The organism is Arthrobacter sp. R3-55, from assembly GCF_054161505.1.
Map to the genome: position 1 here is coordinate 2,645,985 of NZ_CP096423.1, position 15,127 is coordinate 2,661,111.

Annotated in this window: 16 protein-coding genes; 6 read left to right on the plus strand and 10 right to left on the minus strand. The window is 58.9% G+C overall.

Features of this window, described 5'->3' with window-relative positions; genetic code table 11:
- The first annotated feature begins 112 nt into the window (after nucleotides 1-112).
- Entirely contained in the window at nucleotides 113-661 is a 549-nt protein-coding gene (locus M1D51_RS12230; protein WP_458106682.1) for a TetR/AcrR family transcriptional regulator, read from the plus strand.
- 110 nt (nucleotides 662-771) lie between these two features.
- Here the strand turns inward: M1D51_RS12230 and M1D51_RS12235 are convergent, their stop codons facing one another.
- The 4 genes from M1D51_RS12235 to M1D51_RS12250 form a co-directional block, all read right to left on the minus strand.
- Nucleotides 772-2,235 (minus strand): amidase, encoded by a 1,464-nt coding sequence (locus tag M1D51_RS12235; RefSeq protein ID WP_458106683.1) that lies wholly within the window; start codon nucleotides 2,233-2,235, stop codon nucleotides 772-774.
- 56 nt (nucleotides 2,236-2,291) lie between these two features.
- Nucleotides 2,292-3,305, minus strand: coding sequence for an ABC transporter permease (locus M1D51_RS12240; protein WP_458106684.1), 1,014 nt, complete (start codon nucleotides 3,303-3,305; stop codon nucleotides 2,292-2,294).
- Nucleotides 3,302-4,738 (minus strand): sugar ABC transporter ATP-binding protein, encoded by a 1,437-nt coding sequence (locus M1D51_RS12245; RefSeq protein ID WP_458106685.1) that lies wholly within the window; start codon nucleotides 4,736-4,738, stop codon nucleotides 3,302-3,304. The genes M1D51_RS12240 and M1D51_RS12245 overlap by 4 nt, the downstream gene beginning before the upstream one ends.
- 106 nt (nucleotides 4,739-4,844) lie before the next feature.
- On the minus strand, nucleotides 4,845-5,843 hold the full coding sequence (locus tag M1D51_RS12250; protein WP_458106686.1) for a sugar ABC transporter substrate-binding protein: 999 nt from the start codon (nucleotides 5,841-5,843) through the stop codon (nucleotides 4,845-4,847).
- 248 nt (nucleotides 5,844-6,091) lie between these two features.
- On the opposite strand from M1D51_RS12250, the gene M1D51_RS12255 reads away from it, so the two are divergent.
- The gene (locus M1D51_RS12255; RefSeq protein WP_458106687.1) at nucleotides 6,092-6,778 is read left to right on the plus strand and encodes a response regulator transcription factor; all 687 of its coding nucleotides are present in this window, start codon (nucleotides 6,092-6,094) and stop codon (nucleotides 6,776-6,778) included.
- Here the strand turns inward: M1D51_RS12255 and M1D51_RS12260 are convergent.
- The gene (locus M1D51_RS12260) at nucleotides 6,775-8,076 is read right to left on the minus strand and encodes a glutamate-cysteine ligase family protein (protein ID WP_458106688.1); all 1,302 of its coding nucleotides are present in this window, start codon (nucleotides 8,074-8,076) and stop codon (nucleotides 6,775-6,777) included. The two genes, M1D51_RS12255 and M1D51_RS12260, sit on opposite strands and share 4 nt — an antisense overlap.
- A 104-nt stretch (nucleotides 8,077-8,180) precedes the next feature.
- Nucleotides 8,181-8,594 (minus strand): GFA family protein, encoded by a 414-nt coding sequence (locus tag M1D51_RS12265; RefSeq protein ID WP_285241571.1) that lies wholly within the window; start codon nucleotides 8,592-8,594, stop codon nucleotides 8,181-8,183.
- 219 nt (nucleotides 8,595-8,813) lie between these two features.
- Here M1D51_RS12265 and M1D51_RS12270 point away from each other — a divergent pair, with 219 nt between their 5' ends.
- From M1D51_RS12270 to M1D51_RS12280, 3 genes are all read left to right on the plus strand, one after another.
- Complete coding sequence (locus M1D51_RS12270; RefSeq protein ID WP_458106689.1) at nucleotides 8,814-10,280, plus strand: aldehyde dehydrogenase family protein; 1,467 nt, start codon at nucleotides 8,814-8,816, stop codon at nucleotides 10,278-10,280.
- Nucleotides 10,281-10,347: 67 nt separating this feature from the next.
- Entirely contained in the window at nucleotides 10,348-10,734 is a 387-nt protein-coding gene (locus M1D51_RS12275) for a nuclear transport factor 2 family protein (RefSeq protein ID WP_429329654.1), read from the plus strand.
- Nucleotides 10,735-10,812: 78 nt separating this feature from the next.
- Complete coding sequence (locus M1D51_RS12280; RefSeq protein ID WP_458106690.1) at nucleotides 10,813-11,499, plus strand: GntR family transcriptional regulator; 687 nt, start codon at nucleotides 10,813-10,815, stop codon at nucleotides 11,497-11,499.
- A gap of 81 nt (nucleotides 11,500-11,580) precedes the next feature.
- Here the strand turns inward: M1D51_RS12280 and M1D51_RS12285 are convergent, their stop codons facing one another.
- Nucleotides 11,581-12,231, minus strand: coding sequence for an NAD(P)-binding oxidoreductase (locus tag M1D51_RS12285; protein WP_458106691.1), 651 nt, complete (start codon nucleotides 12,229-12,231; stop codon nucleotides 11,581-11,583).
- 98 nt (nucleotides 12,232-12,329) lie between these two features.
- On the opposite strand from M1D51_RS12285, the gene M1D51_RS12290 reads away from it, so the two are divergent.
- Nucleotides 12,330-12,662: an ArsR/SmtB family transcription factor gene (locus M1D51_RS12290; protein ID WP_054808240.1), complete on the plus strand. Its 333-nt coding sequence runs from the start codon at nucleotides 12,330-12,332 to the stop codon at nucleotides 12,660-12,662.
- Between the two features lie 17 nt (nucleotides 12,663-12,679).
- Here M1D51_RS12290 and M1D51_RS12295 read toward each other — a convergent pair whose 3' ends face one another.
- Genes M1D51_RS12295 through M1D51_RS12305 form a run of 3 tightly spaced genes read right to left on the minus strand, consistent with a single transcriptional unit; the run spans nucleotide 12,680 to nucleotide 15,106 of the window.
- Entirely contained in the window at nucleotides 12,680-13,555 is an 876-nt protein-coding gene (locus M1D51_RS12295) for an amino acid ABC transporter permease (protein ID WP_429329651.1), read from the minus strand.
- Complete coding sequence (locus tag M1D51_RS12300; RefSeq protein WP_458106692.1) at nucleotides 13,552-14,232, minus strand: amino acid ABC transporter permease; 681 nt, start codon at nucleotides 14,230-14,232, stop codon at nucleotides 13,552-13,554. Before M1D51_RS12300 ends, M1D51_RS12295 begins: the two co-directional genes overlap by 4 nt.
- 34 nt (nucleotides 14,233-14,266) lie before the next feature.
- Entirely contained in the window at nucleotides 14,267-15,106 is an 840-nt protein-coding gene (locus tag M1D51_RS12305) for a glutamate ABC transporter substrate-binding protein (protein WP_431120205.1), read from the minus strand.
- Between the last annotated feature and the right edge of the window lie 21 nt (nucleotides 15,107-15,127).

Here is a 15,127-nt window from a genome sequence, read left to right on the forward strand (position 1 = left end):
TCCCCCGAGCCCCGCACATTCCCTCTCCGAGCTACTTACGGAAGCCTCCGCCACGGTAGGTGCTCACAGGACCGCTGTGCAAAAGCGCAGCCGATCGAAGATGGAAACAGTCATGAAAGCCGCCATTGACCTTCTGGTTGAAGGTGGTCCTGAGGCAGTCACCACGACTACAGTCGCTGCGCGGGCCGGCGTTTCCGTTGGATGGCTCTACAACTTCTTCGATGGCCGGGAGGCCTTGCTGGAAGAAATTCTCGTGTCCTGCCTACAGGACCTTGATAACCGGCTGGATAAGGTGAACTTCGACCTCGGCGGGCCTAACTGGAAAGAGAAAGCCGAAGCAGGCGTCGAGGCCCATATCGAATTCTTCAACGAGACGCCCGCGTTCCGCGCCATTTGGTTCTCAACCGAGTTCACGGGCCGAATGATCCGCGCTAATCGAATGCACGACAACGAACTGGCAGCCTATTTGGCCAGGACGATCACCGATACCAGGCCGGATGCGCCGCAAGTTCCCTTCGATGTCGTGACGCAAATTTTCGTAGGTATGCTCGACAAGGGCTTTGACCTTGCTTACCGCGAGTCGCCGGATCGAGGCAACGAAGCGCTGCTGCAGGAAATGAAACGCTCAAGCATCGAGTACCTGGCCACATATCTGCCGTAGAATCCCCCGCCCGCGGCCAGCCGGAGACAGCTGTCAACACGTCGGCCCGGACGCGATCGCCCGGGCCGATCCAAGAAAGAAATATTGATTCGCCAGTACTCGAAGAATGATTATGCGGGACGCGGAGCCGTCAGCTCCCGGTCCACCTTATGAGAAGGGCGGATCTGCGACCAAGGTCGGGCGGCTTCGAAGGCCGCGGCGGCTCTCAGAACCTTCGCATCCGAGTGAAAACCGCCCGCAATTTGCAGTCCAACGGGCAGCCCTCCCGAGGTAAATCCGGCGGGCACCGTGATGGATGGTGTCGTCATCATGTTGAATGGATACGTGAGCAACCATCCGAGGATCTGCTCCCGGAGCGGCTTACCCTCAAGCCAGCTGGGCGCGAACTGTTCCAGAGGAAAAGCCGCTGAGGTCAGGGTTGGAGAAATCAAGAGGTCGAAACCTGACATGAACTCTCTGAAGGTCTGCCACATCTGACCGCGATAGAGGTCGGCCCGACCCTTATCTTCTCCATTCAGCGTCTTGCATTGACTCATGATCTCCAGAAGGTTTTCATCCACCTGCCCCGTCATGCCCTGCCAGTCCAGCAGGTCAACCTGGCTCGCAAATCCAGGAAGCCAGACGCCGTTCCACATCGCCTCCTGGGCTCCATCCCATGACGGAGTGGCCTCTTCAACAACCGCACCAAGTTCCTCGAAAGCGTCCATGGCAGACCTGCAGATCGCCGAGACTTCCGGATCCACGTAGCCAAGGCCCAGATCCGAGGACCAGGCGATCCGTAGGCCATCGATCGGCTTCTTGATCTCCTCGGTGAAGTCAATATTCATGTCCGGAAGACTGGTTGGGTCTTCGTCGTCCGGGCCAGCCATGACATTGAGCATGAGCGCAGCGTCAGCCACTGTCCGGGCAATCGGCCCATGATAGATCCAGGTATAAAAGCGACCCCCCAGAATTGTCTGTGGGATGAGCCCATGGGTTGGTTTCATTCCGACAACACCACACATTGAAGCCGGGATCCGAACCGACCCCGCTCCATCGCTCCCCTCTGCAATGGGCGCAAGGCCTGCAGCCACAGCAGCAGCCGATCCCCCGCTGGACCCGCCGGCCGAGTAGCCGCTCTTCCAGGGATTGTGAGTGGGCCCGTACAAATGGTTGTCCGTCCCCCCGTAGTAGCCACCTTCGGGCATATTCGTTTTTCCCAGAAACAACCCCCCAGCCGCTTTGAGACGCTTAACGACGGCAGCATCGTGCTGAGCTACGGTTCCTTTCAGCGGCAAGTAGCCGTACGTTGCCGGCAGTCCACTCATGGCGGTGAGTTCCTTGACTGCGAAAGGGACCCCGTGAAGCGGCCCAAGCTCTGCACCCGAGTCCACCTGTGTCTGCAGGCGTTCGGCGTCCGTGGTGACCTGCTCCTCGTCGAAGGTAACGTACGCGTTCAATTGCGGATTCACAGCCTTGATGCGGTCCGTCATCGATGTAGCGATATCGACAGGGGAAAGTTCCTGGCGGCGTACCTTTTCGCTTATATGTGTCGCGCTCATCCATGGGATTTCTTCAGTGATGACGTGGTCCATGATTCTCTCCTTGAGTTTGAGGTTTGTGGTGTAGTCGTGGCTGGCCACTGAGCGCGTCACTTGGACCGCTGCACCCAGAAGCGAACTGCCTCAAGTCCGGCGGCCAGGACCAGAACACTGCCCGTCACGATTCCGGCGATTTCCGGCCCCAAGTTGAGTAGCGTTAGCCCGTTCTTAAGGATGGCGATGAGCCATACTCCAAGAACCACGCGAAGGATGCTCCCACGTCCACCGTCGAACGGCACACCGCCAAGGAGCACGGCGGTCAATACGGTCACTTCGAATCCGACCCCAAGGGTGCCCGAAGGGGCGCTGTCCAGTCTCGCCACCTGCAGGACACCTGCAATACCGGCCGCCAGTCCTACTACAACGTAGAGAAGCACTGACAAGCGTTTGACCGGGATGCCTACAAGGTAGGAAGCCCTCGCATTCACCCCGATTGCGATGATTTTGCGGCCAACAGGGAGACGATTCATGGTGAGCAGGGCTGCGCCGATGACAAACAGGGCTGCGAGGCCCAGATAGGACACACCGAAAATGGAGCCATTGCCCAGGACATTGACATCAGACGGAAAGCCGTAAAGCGAATCGGGGGCGAGATACTGAGCAACACCCCGTGTAGCTGCGAGCATTCCGAGCGTTACTACCAAGGGAGACAGTTCCAGCCATCCAATCAGCAATCCATTGATGGCGCCGATTGCTGTACCTACTGCGATTCCTACTAAGAGCCCGGGGATGAGACCGGAACTCAGGAAAGTGAGCCCGGAGCACACTCCGGCCAAGGCCAACGTCGAACCGACTGACAGATCTACGAATCCGGCCATCAGCAACACTGCAGCCACCACGGCCACTATGAAGGTCGGCCCATTCTGGGTAAGTACCGCAAGGAGGTTGCCGCCGGTAAGAAAAGACTTGGTCGCCAGAGAAAAATACACCATGAGACCAAGGGTGGCGGCCGGCATAAACCAGTTGATGCCCTGAAGAACCAGCTTTTTGCCGGCAAGGCCAGGCTGTTTGGTCTCTGGGCTGTTGCTTGGGGGACTCATGGTGGTGGACTCCAACGTAGTCACTTTGATGTTCCTTCCGCTTCGCCAAAACTGCCTTGGGCAGCTGACAGTAGGTAATTTTCTGTGATGTCTTCGGGGGCGATTTCCCTGGGCACTCCGTCCACCAGAACGAAGACACGGGTGGCAAGCGCGAGGATTTCCTCGGGTTCGCTGCTCGCGAAGATCACGCATCGCTCAGGACCGGAGACAAACTCGCGGAGTAATTCGTAGATCTCGTGTCGGGATCCGATGTCCACCCCTTGAGTTGGTTCATCCAGGAGCAGAACCGATGTGTCGCCAAGCTCACCGGCCCAACGCCCCACAACCAGCTTTTGGGCATTTCCCCCCGAAAACGAATCCGCTGGATTCCCTGGAGACATTGGACTCAGCCGGATCCTCCCCGCGGTCTCAAGAAAGGCCGCCCGTTCGCGGCCACGTCTCCGAAAGCCGCGTGAGAGCTGGTGGTAGTGCGGAAGAAGTACGTTCTCTTCAGCCGTCATGCTGCCGAAAAGTGACTGTTCTTTCCGATCGGAAGCCACCAGGGAAATGCCTGCCCTCAGTGCCTTGGACCGAGTGGAGGCAGGGGACGTCCGCGACAGGCTTACGCCACCTCCCACGGGTCTCCTTACTCCTGCCAGAGACTCCAGAAGGTTCGTCCGTCCCGAGCCCAACAGCCCGAACAGTCCGACGATTTCATTGGCATGGACTGTCGTCGTCAAAGGTCCCGTGAAGGAGCACTGTAGTGCCTCCAGCTGCAGCATCGGCGCGCCTGGTTCGCAGTCTGATGCCCGGCCGGTCAGTGAGCTGCCTGGAGAGATGCCATCAACCAGGTCCTTCATTTCAAGGTCCAGGCGATCCCGGGTCCAGTGCACCCGGCCGTCGCGGAGGACAGTCACAGCGTCGGCGACCTGCAACACCTCGTTCAGCAGGTGCGTCACGTAGATAACAGTCAGTCCCTGCGTCGTGGCCAGCCGGCGCACGAGCCGGATCAAGGCCGTCACTTCATGAGGGCCGAGGGCTGCCGTTGGTTCATCCAAAATGAGAAGGTCCGGTTTCCGTCGCAACGCCCGAGCGATTTCAACGATCTGCTGCTCCCCCACGGATAGTGAACCGACCAAGGATTTGGGGCTTATGTCCACGTCCAGAGATTCGAGGATGCTTTGTGCTTCACGCTCCTGCCGGCGGATATCGATGGCCCCGAGGACGGTACGACGCTCTTGGCCGAGAAATATGTTGTCCGCGACGGAGAGCGACGCGATGAGCTGAAAATGCTGGTAAATTATGGCGCATCCAGCTTCAAAAGCTTGTGTCGGTGTGAGCCCACGGTAGGGGCGTCCCCCGATGACGATTTCACCATCATCGGGACTGGTAGCTCCGCTGAGGCAACCCAACAGTGTGGACTTCCCCGCACCATTGGCGCCCAGAAGTGCGTGAACTGTGCCTGCAGGAATATTCATGTCAATGCCCCGCAGCACGTGATTTGCCCCGTACGATTTGCGGATACCCGATAGCATCAGGCCGAAAGTCACAGATTTTTCCTGGTCCAGAGCGTCCCGCGGCATCTCATTGGCCCTTACGCCCAAAATTCCCGATGAGATCGGCCACCAGTTGCGGGTTGTCAGCCTTGGCCAGAACCGTTGGCGTTACAAGGTTGGTCTCGCCCTTACCCGTTGCGGCGGCCATGGCAGCGTCAACGATGGACGCTGCAAGGGCATCCATGGGAATCGCGGAGCTTGCCCGGTACATGCCGCCCTCCTTGACCGCGGCCAGACCCTCCGGCGAACCGTCCTGGCCAGCTATATAGACGGTATTTGGGTCGATTCCAGCGTTTTTGAAGGCCTTCATTGCGCCTATCGCGGACTCGTCGCTGAGCCCAATGAAGATGCGCAAATCGGGGTGCTCGCGAAGGGCGTCTTCGGCAATTTGCAGACCACATGCTTGATCCGTGCAGTTCTGTTCAGAAACGACCTTGAGTCCGGCCGCTTCAATGGCCTTGATGGGAAGTTCGTATCTGGGGCGAGAAGGCGGCAGTGTGGTCAACGTAGTGACCGCGGCTGTTGCCCCGCCGTCGGGGTAGTTTTTCTCGATCCACTCTGTGACATCCGCCGCGATTTGCTCTCCTTGGAGCTTGTTGTCAAATCCCACGCTGCCATCTTGACCGTCCATGCTGGTCAGATAAGTGAGCCACTTGGTGCCCTGGCTCTGCGCCTGCTTCTGGAGACCGGCGAAAGCCGTCGAGTCGACCGGCCAAAGGACGATGGCGTCTACTTGCTGCGTCACCCAGCTTTCGACCGTGGCGCGCTGGCTTTCCAATTTCATTCCCGTGGTGTTGTCCAGAAGCAGGTCGACGCAACCAACCTTGGTGGAGTACTCCTTCGCCAATGACTTCAAAGCTTTGATCACCTCGGCTTCCCCGATCGGGTGACTGAAGCCGACGGTGTACGTCTTGGAACACCCGCCGTTGGACGAACTGGATGTTGGTGCGCTGCAGGCCGAAAGCGAGGCCGTAGACGCCAGGGCCAAGGCCGCGACGCCGGCAACGAGGGCTGGTTTGAGATGCATGGTGGTGAGCCTCCTGGGGGATGGATTGTGGGGCCGCAGGGTTGTGATTCCTGGGGAGTAGATCCAGCCTAGGAAGGCCGCGCTCTGGCTACCATCGGTGATTTCACGTATATTTGTGATGCGGATCGCTTTTACAAAGTGCGGGCCCTTCATGCGAACCCTCACAGACTTGCTGTCCGGGTCATTTGTCGCCGTTGGTTTTATCTGACAACCAATGTGAGCTTTTCCCTACGAACCATGGAGGCCACATGGACTCCGCTTCCCGGGTTCTCATCTTGCAGGACCTACAAAGCGAAGACATTATTCGCCGGCGCAACGCATACTTCGACCTCGTTCGCTTCGAAAGCGGTGCAGGGGCGATCCTCCTGACGTATGTGGATCCTCTGGCGCACACTCATATCGCGGTCGGCAGCTCAGGCTACAGGGACAGCGTTGTGGACTACATCACACGAGATCTGCTTCTCCACGACAAAGCGGCCAGACAAGCACTGCGGGATGAGTCCACCATTTATGACTGGGATAACCTGCCAGGCTACCGGGCCTCAGCGCCCGCGCTTCTGCATTTCGGACCCGAAGGTTTCAACAACGGAGTCACGATGCCGCTGACAGTTAAGGGACAGACCGTGGGGACTTGCAACCTGAGTACGGATCGCGCGGCCTGGCCGGCGCTTACGGCACCCATGTTGACGGCTCTGCGACCGGTTCTAGCGGATATGGTCGAACGCGCCCGGCAAAGCCGGAGCCTGGGGCTTACTCCGCGTGAGTTGGAGATCCTTCGAATGGTAAAACGGGGCCTGACGGACACCCAAATAGCCAGCGAACTCTTTCTCTCACCACGCACGGTTTCTACGCACATGGAGAACGCAAGGGGCAAGCTCTCTTCGACAACCAGAACACGGGCCGTCATCGTTGCCACGGACCTTGGGCTGATCTAGCAAATGCCACTATCCAGAGCGCAGCCCTGATCCCGGTCCGGCCAAGCGGACGGATCGTCATCCGCGGGCGATAGACCTCGGAGCGTCCACTTTTCAGCGAATTCCTCAACCTGGCTGGCAATGGCCCTCGTGGAAGTGTCGAGCCGAAGCTGGTCCGCAGCCAGCGCCATCAACTGCTCGGCCCGGGATGCGATTCCCGGGTCCGCGAGTCCTAACCGGGCAGCGGCTTCCCAGTCCGGGGAACCGGCGCAGATACCCCTGGCTTGGTCTGAGACAGCGGGATTGGAGATGAGCGCGGAAACGACGGCGGCGGGGACAGCCCACCAGCAGCCGGGCTGGGCATCGATATATCTGATTTCGAAATACCCTTTGGGCCGGACGTGCGGGAAAAGTGTGCTCAAGTGCTGCTGTAAATCCTCAAGGTTTGCCGGCGGCCGGTCTGGTACCACTGCTGTCCCTAGACGGAGCCAATCACGGAACGTCAGACCGGCGGGGGCATGCCACTCCCCCGCTACACGTCGAATCATCATCAGGGGGGCGTCCAGGGCCCACCGGGCGTAGGACACCCCGGGATCCTGGGCCGCGCTGAAATGCGGTACGCCAGTCCTGGCCGGGTCCAGAGCGAGCCACGCTGCGAGCCGTGTGCTCTTCCAACCGCTTCGCCGGCCACCGATCCAGCCGGAGTTCGCGAATGTCGCTGCCAGCACTGGCCCCATTGAATACAGCAGCTTCCAGCGATGACGGATTTCGACGTCGTCAGTGCCCGCCTCGACGTTGACCTGCACTGACGCCGTGGAACACATCATGGTGGTGCCCGCCGGCGCCCACGGTTCAAAATACTGTTCCATGGCAGCGTAGCGTGGGGCTTGCGTAATCCGCCTGGGTTCGAGGTGTGGCGACACTCCGGCACCCACCAGGATTGCATCCAAATCGGCAGCCTGCTCCCGCAACAATTTCAGGCTGCCGTGCACTGAGAAAATGAGCTCTTGCAAAGAGGCTTCGGGGTGCGAGCTTAGCTCAAGCTGACCACCAGGTTCGAGCGTAAGACTTCCGTGAACGTCCAGATGTCGCAGTTCCGAGAACAAACGCCGGTAGTTGTCGTCGGCAAATGGACGCTGCAGGGATGGGTCTCCGATTCGACCCATGAGCAACTCAAGTTCGAGTCCGATGCGCCCGGCAGGACCGGTCGAGAAGCATGTGCGCTGAATCCACTCCTCGGCAGCCGCGACTGTCAGGGGGCCTTCCTGCTGATCAGCGATGCTGTTGTCGCCGCGGAGGATCCCGGTGGACGTCATCATGCTTTGTTCCTTTCGAGAAATAAAGAAAGGGGTCTGGGTGGACCACCGCAAAAAAGCGATCCACCCAACCCCAACGTTGCGCGGCCTCCGCGCGCAGGCCCGAATCAGGCCGGGATGTCGCCGTCGTACCGCTCGGCACCCGGGAGAGCCTCGACCCATGGTTGCGCGGACCGGCACCAGACTTCCACGGTCGGCTTGAGCCATGACGTGTCGTTGAGCGTCCCCGCCTTAACAAAAGCCAGTCCAGGCATCGCGTCGATGCGGCCAACAATTGGGGAACCGCATTCCCCGCAGAACGACCGGTTGGTGTTGGTCTCGTGCTCAGAGCCGACGGTAATGAACGTCTTTACCGCGTCGCCTGTGATTGTGAGCTTTTCGTCGTCAACACCGATGACCAGCGAGTACGCGCCACCTGTCTGACGTTGGCAATCGGTGCAATGACACAGGGCCGTGAACTTGGGCTCGCTGTCAATGGTGTAGGTGACTTCACCACAAAGGCACTGTCCGTCGAGTTTCATGTCTGCTCCTTGAGCTTCATTGGTGAGGGGACTTCAGGGGAGGTCGCACTGCTATCGTGTCGATCATCACATCCTAAGCTGAAACAATATCGCATTTCATAATATGGCAAAAGGTCTTGCAAGCTCTCGCCTCTGCCCCTAAACTGAAACGTGAATCTGTTTCAGCATTCGATTTGTTTACCGCTCCACGGCAAGCCGCCGCATGATAGGAGAGATCACATGGGAGTTTCCATTACAGAGGGCACGCGTACCATCACGCCCCCGAACTTCAACGGACCCTACGGACTGCTCATTGATGGCAACATCATCCAGACCGAGGACCATTTTGACGTCTACAACCCGGCCACAAACTCGGTCCTCGCATCCGCACCCCAGGGCACACGGGAACACATGGAACGCGCCATCGGTGCCGCCAAACGGGCTTTCCCTGCGTGGGCGGCGCTGACCGCAGACGAGCGCGAAGCGATCATCGTCGAATTCTTCGAGGCCCTCGAGGCCCACAAAGAAGAGTTCATTACCTTGCTCTCTCTGGAGCAGGGCAAGCCACGACACAACCAGGCGACGTTCGAAGTCAACCTTGCCAACCCCTGGATCCCCAACACAGCCAAGTCGAGGCTGGAGGACAAGGTACTGGTGGAGGACGATGAGAAGCGCGTAGAACTCCGTCGCTCACCGCTCGGTGTCGTGGGGGCCATCATCCCCTGGAACTATCCCTACCTCCACGTTCTGTGGAAGACCGTCCCCGCACTGATCACCGGCAACACCGTAGTTCTCAAGCCTTCTCCCTATACCCCGCTCTGCGCATTGCGGATCGGGGAACTGGCAGCCCAGGTCTTCCCTCCCGGCGTCTTCAACATCGTCACAGGCGGCAACGAACTTGGACAGATCCTCACTGAGAGCCCCGACGTCGGGATGATCACTTTCACGGGATCCACGGAAACAGGGACCAAGATCATGGCTTCAGCAGCCGGCACCATCAAGCGGGTCACCCTCGAACTGGGTGGAAATGACCCCGCGATCCTGCTCCCGGACGCTGACTGGCAGGACGCCGTGCCGCAGGTGTTCAACGCCGCCTTTGGAAACTCCGGTCAGTGGTGCATCGCGGCCAAGCGCATCTACGTACACCGTTCCTTCCATGCAGACTTCGTCAACGCGCTCGTGGACTATGCGAAGACGCAAAAGGTCGGCGACGGCATGGATCCCACCAGCGATCTGGGCCCCATCAACAACCGCATGCAGTACGACAAGCTCCGTGACCTCTTCGAAGACACTCGCCGCAATGGCTACGACGTTCCGCTCGGGGGCACCATCGACGAGTCCCTGGATGGCAATTTCGTTCCAGTCACCATCGTCAACAACCCTCCCGAGAACAGCCGCATCGTCCAGGAGGAACCTTTTGGACCGATCGTGCCCGTCCTTGTGTACGACGACGTCGAGGACGTCATCGAGCGCGCCAACGCCACAATCTTCGGCCTTGGTGCCACCGTGTGGGGACGAGACGAAGAACGGGCACTGGCCGTGGCGGACCGCATCGACTCCGGCAACGTCTGGGTCAATCAAGGCCAGAGCCACCCGGACCACGCACCTTTCGGCGGCCACAAGCAGTCCGGCCTGAGCGTCGAACACGGTGACGAGGGACTGGCTTCGCACACCAACAACAAAACCGTCGTGATTCGAAAGAGCTAGCAGCTCTTCTTCAACCAAACCATCCCGGGGCACCGCAAACGGACCCGCTCATTCACAAGGAGAAACCATGCCCAAGAACCTCAAAGTCGTTCCGACTGACGAATATGACCAGATCATCACCACCGTTCAGAAGTATGTCGAAGGCCTGCGCGTTGGCAGCCCCGAAGGCGTTGCAGAAGCCTTCCATGAAGACGCCACCATGTACGGCTTTACCAACGGCCAGCTTCTGGGCGGACCCATCAAGAACTTGTACGACTTCGTCGCCGAGAACGGCGCCGCTCCTGATGTCAAGACCCGCGTGGACATCATCGGCATCACCCAGACAACTGCCGTGGTGAAGGTTGACATGGAAAACGATGCCATTGGTGCTGACTACACCGACTTCCACACCCTGCTGAAGCAGGACGGCGATTGGAAGATCATCGCCAAGGTCTACCACCAGTACGAGGCCTAATCGAACAGAACCGGGGGAGGCTCACCGCCTCCCCCGGTTTTTTCGTTCGTACAGGTATTCAGCACCCGAGGGGCGAGAATGATTTTGGAAACAATCCAGCGAACCGCCGCGCCATTGCGCCAAGAGGTGGTAGCCGCCCTTCGGCGGGCGATCGTTACCTCCGAGTACAAACCTGGAGAGAGGCTGGTAGAGACTGCGCTTTGCGATAAGTTCTCCGTCAGCCGGACAGTGGTTCGTGAAGCACTGCGGCAGCTGGAATCCGAGCAGCTGGTAGTGACGGTGCCGAACAAGGGCCCCGAAGTTGCAACCCTCACACCCACCGAAGCCCGAAGTCTCTATGAAGTTCGCGGCGCTTTGGAATCACTCGCCGGAAACCTGTTCGCCGAGCGAGCCACAGAAGCTCAGCGCGGGCAACTCGTGGCGAGACTTTTTGACATCCGAAGAGCAGAGTCAGCCGGTGGGGCGCAGCAGTTGCTGGCAGCGAAAGACAGCTACTACGAAGTGCTTCTGGCTGGCGCTGGCAACAAAGAAATCTCGGGCATGCTTCGGCAAATCAATGCCCGCACTCAAGTACTTAGGGCCCTCTCTACAAGTTCCCCGGGGAGAAGTCCGCTCATGCTGTCCGAACTGACGGACATCACCACGTCAGCGGCCATCACTAGAGACCCCGAGGCAGCCCGGCGAGCTTGTGAGGCACATGCATCAAACGCCGCGGAAGCCGCACTTAGTGCCATGGAGTCGACGCCCACGCCTGGACACCCATGAAAGCATGAATGAATACAAGGAAGGGATGCACGCGATTCGCCTGCATCCCTTCCTGCCTTCGGAAAAGGCAGTCCCTGCCTGTCAGCCAACCAGCGTAGACACGGCCTCTGCCACTGGCGTATCGCCATCAGTCAGCTCAACGATAGTCCGATTCAACTTGGAGTTATGAAGGGCAGCATCAATGAACGCCGCGACGTTATCGCGTCGGATGTCTCCGTACTCAATCGCAGGACCCGCGGTAACCCGCCCATCTCCGGGGGCGTCGGTCAGAAGCCCCGGGCGAACTATCAACCAGTCCAGATCAGTACGCGTGAGGTAGACGTCTGCTGTCTTCTTCGTGCGCATATAGTGCTCAAAACGTTCGTTCACCGACTCACCCCGCCCTGACTCCGGGAAGGCGGACACCAGGACAAAACGGGACACTCCGGCGAGGGCGGCTGCATCGGCAGCCTTCTCGAGCCCCTTGCCGTCGATGAGGGTGGTTTGGTCCATTCCTGTGCCATGGGCGCCCGCAGAGAAGACCACGGCATCGTGTCCCTTGAACTTTTCGGCCAACACCTCAACGGAGTCCTTGATCAGGTCTCCCTCCACAGGCGTCGCACCACTGGAGGCAACAGTCTCAGCTTGAGCAGGATTCCTGAACATTCCCGTGACGGCGTCACCGCGGCCACTCAGTAGTTGAGCCAGCCGCCGGCCAACTCCCCCGGCTGCGCCTACTTGGAATACCTTCATGCGCTTCTCCCTTCGATTGTAGTTCGACATTCACCGTAGTACGATTCATATAGGAATTAGAAATCGCCAGGTCTTGAAACTTCTTGGATAATCGAAGCATGCGAACTTTGGACCACCCTACGCCCGACGAAATTCATATCGACGGCGTACTCTCGGCGCTGGCCGATCCAATCCGGCGTCGGATCGTGACCCAACTGGCCGATGGCCATGACGACCAGGCATGCATCGCGTTTGAGTTGCCCGTGAGCAAGTCCACGTCCACCCATCACTTCCGCGTGCTTCGCGAGGCGGGAATCATTGAACAGCACTATCAGGGAACGGCGATTCTCAACACGCTCCGGACGGGCGTAATGGAATCGCTGTTTCCAGGCTTGCTCAGTGTCGTCATTGCGGCTGAACGCAAGTCCACACTGAGGCAACGAGCATCCTGACGCATGACCGCCCCCATCTAGATCTGGGGAACCAGGACGTCGCCAACCTTTGACGCGGCAGGGACCTTGCGGCCGCTTCGGAGTCGAAGCTCAATGTACGTCGCCAGTCGCGATAGCCCCAGATTGATCACAATCATCACAAGCGCGATCACTACCAGCGCCGGGATGTAATTCGAATACGCAGAGCCGGCCTGGATTCCTTGCCGCACTGCTTCCACGTAGGTGATTTGGTAACCAAGCGCAGTGTCCTTCAGCGCTACAACCAATTGAGCGACGATTGCCGGGAGCATTGCCGTGATCGCCTGGGGCAGGAGAATCATACGGAGTGTTTGTCCAGTGCCCAGGCCAAGAGCCACAGCAGCTTCCCCCTGGCCTCTCGGAATGGCTTTGATTCCTGCGCGCACAATCTCTGCAATCACGGCCCCGTTGCTCAGGGCAAGGCCGGTAACTACCGCCGCAACGGCAAGATCGGTTGACGGGAACAGGTCGTAGTCGGCGAAGAGCTGAAAGCAGAAAATCATCAGAATCAGCAGGGGAATTGCCCGGAAGAACTCCACCACGGCGGCGCACCCGTAGCGAACGAACCGATTGTCGGAGAGACGCCCGACGCCGAGCAGGATACCCAGGATTATGGCCAGGATGATGGCAAACACCGCAGCCTGAAGCGTTCCCACAATCCCGGGCAGAAGGTACGTCTGCCACATTTCCGGCGTGAGAAATGGCTGCCACTTCTCAGGCGCCAGCTGCCCTTTGTCTGCCAGGGCTGACATCACGAACCATCCGGCCGCTGCCAGCCCAACGACGCACAAAGCGCTGATGACGACGTTCAGAATTTGGCCTTTGGGCCCGGGGACGTCATACAAATTGTTGATGGGTGCTCGAGTGCTGCTCAACGCTTGACCTCAAACTTCCTGCTTAGGTATCCGAAAGCCGCGCCGGTCGGAAGAGTCAGACACATGAAGCCGGCCCCGAAGATCAGCCCAACGACGATGAGGGCGGAGGTATTCTCGATCATTTCCTTCATCAAAAGGGCGGCTTCAGCCACGCCTATGACGGAAGCAACCGTTGTGTTTTTGGTCAACGCAATGAGGATGCTGCCCAAAGGCGCAATGACCGCCCGGAAAGCCTGCGGCAGGACGATGTGGCCCAATCCCTGCATAAAGTTCAGGCCCAACGACCGGGCCGCTTCCGACTGGCCGGGAGGGACCGTATTAATACCGGCCCTTAGCGCTTCGGATACGAACGTCGACGTGTACAGGCTGAAGGCCAGGACAGCCAGCCGGAACGAACTGTCCGTGATGGATGTGGGGGACTTTGGATCTGCCAAGGTGATGCCGAGTTGCTGCGCCAATCCGAACGATGCGAAAAGCACCACAAGGGTCAAAGGGGTATTCCGGACAATGTTCACGTACCCGGTAGCAAGCGTCCGCATCGCCCAAATGGGTGAAACCCGCATGGCAGTCAGTACAGTGCCCAATACCAACGAGCCCAGTGCCGACAGCGCCGTGAGTTGCACGGTGATCAGGAAGGCCGCCAGGATCTGATCCCCGTATTCGTTGAGGATGTTCATGTTAAATATCCAGTCTCTTGTCTGGCTGCCCCGACTAGTAGCGGTCTACCACTGGCGTGGCGGGCAATGCATAACCGGACGGTCCAACGTTGCTCTCAAACGCTTTGGCCCACGATCCGTCGTCGATCATGGACTGAATGGCGTCGTTGATCTTGGCACGGCCCGCGGTGTCATCTTTCTTCAGACCAATGCCGTAGTTCTCCTTGCTGAAGGTACTGCCTACAAGCTTCAGTTTTCCCTGATTGGCAGCTGCGTAACCGGCAAGTTGAATATCATCCGTGGTCATTGCGTCAACGGCGCCGCTCTTCAGGGCTTCAACGCATGCGGAAGGGGTGTCGTACTCCTGAAGCTGCGCGTCCTTGCTGTAGTTCTTCTTGATGTTCTGTGCTGGTGTGGAACCGGTCACCGAGCACAACTTTTTGCCCCCATTCAGGGACTCCGGGCCCGTGATGTCTGTGGAGTCAGAACGAACCAGGAGCGACTGGCCAGCCAGGAAGTAAGGCCCCGCGAAGGCGACCTTCTCCTTTCGGGCATCGTTGATGCTGTAGGTATTCACCACATAATCCACCTGCCCGTTCTGGATCAGGCTCTCTCGCTGCGCCGGAGTCGCTTCCTTCCAGGTGATGGAAGACTCCTCGACGCCAAGTTTCTTGGCGACATACTTGGCAACGTCAACATCGAAACCCCTGAATGATCCGTCCGGAGTCTTGATTCCAAGGCCTGGGCGATCAAAGGAAATGCCGATGGTGAGGTGGCCCGATTGAGCGCTTGCTTCAACTGTTTTCGCTTTGTCGGATGCACCGGAGCAACCGGCGATCGAGCTGGCAAGGAACAGCGCTGCGGCCGGAATGGCCAGGAACTTGAGCTTCACGATGTGCTGCTTTCTAGATTGGGG

Excerpts from the sequence above, each read along its gene's own strand:
- M1D51_RS12250 (WP_458106686.1), bottom strand. The coding sequence starts at position 5,843 with ATGCATCTCAAACCAGCCCTCGTTGCCGGCGTCGCGGCCTTGGCCCTG.
- M1D51_RS12260 (WP_458106688.1), bottom strand. The coding sequence starts at position 8,076 with ATGATGACGTCCACCGGGATCCTCCGCGGCGACAACAGCATCGCTGAT.
- M1D51_RS12290 (WP_054808240.1), top strand. The coding sequence starts at position 12,330 with ATGCGAACTTTGGACCACCCTACGCCCGACGAAATTCATATCGACGGC.
- M1D51_RS12255 (WP_458106687.1), top strand. The coding sequence starts at position 6,092 with ATGGACTCCGCTTCCCGGGTTCTCATCTTGCAGGACCTACAAAGCGAA.
- M1D51_RS12235 (WP_458106683.1), bottom strand. The coding sequence starts at position 2,235 with ATGGACCACGTCATCACTGAAGAAATCCCATGGATGAGCGCGACACAT.
- M1D51_RS12245 (WP_458106685.1), bottom strand. The coding sequence starts at position 4,738 with ATGAATATTCCTGCAGGCACAGTTCACGCACTTCTGGGCGCCAATGGT.
- M1D51_RS12280 (WP_458106690.1), top strand. The coding sequence starts at position 10,813 with ATGATTTTGGAAACAATCCAGCGAACCGCCGCGCCATTGCGCCAAGAG.
- M1D51_RS12285 (WP_458106691.1), bottom strand. The coding sequence starts at position 12,231 with ATGAAGGTATTCCAAGTAGGCGCAGCCGGGGGAGTTGGCCGGCGGCTG.
- M1D51_RS12265 (WP_285241571.1), bottom strand. The coding sequence starts at position 8,594 with ATGAAACTCGACGGACAGTGCCTTTGTGGTGAAGTCACCTACACCATT.
- M1D51_RS12275 (WP_429329654.1), top strand. The coding sequence starts at position 10,348 with ATGCCCAAGAACCTCAAAGTCGTTCCGACTGACGAATATGACCAGATC.
- M1D51_RS12270 (WP_458106689.1), top strand. The coding sequence starts at position 8,814 with ATGGGAGTTTCCATTACAGAGGGCACGCGTACCATCACGCCCCCGAAC.
- M1D51_RS12230 (WP_458106682.1), top strand. The coding sequence starts at position 113 with ATGAAAGCCGCCATTGACCTTCTGGTTGAAGGTGGTCCTGAGGCAGTC.
- M1D51_RS12300 (WP_458106692.1), bottom strand. The coding sequence starts at position 14,232 with ATGAACATCCTCAACGAATACGGGGATCAGATCCTGGCGGCCTTCCTG.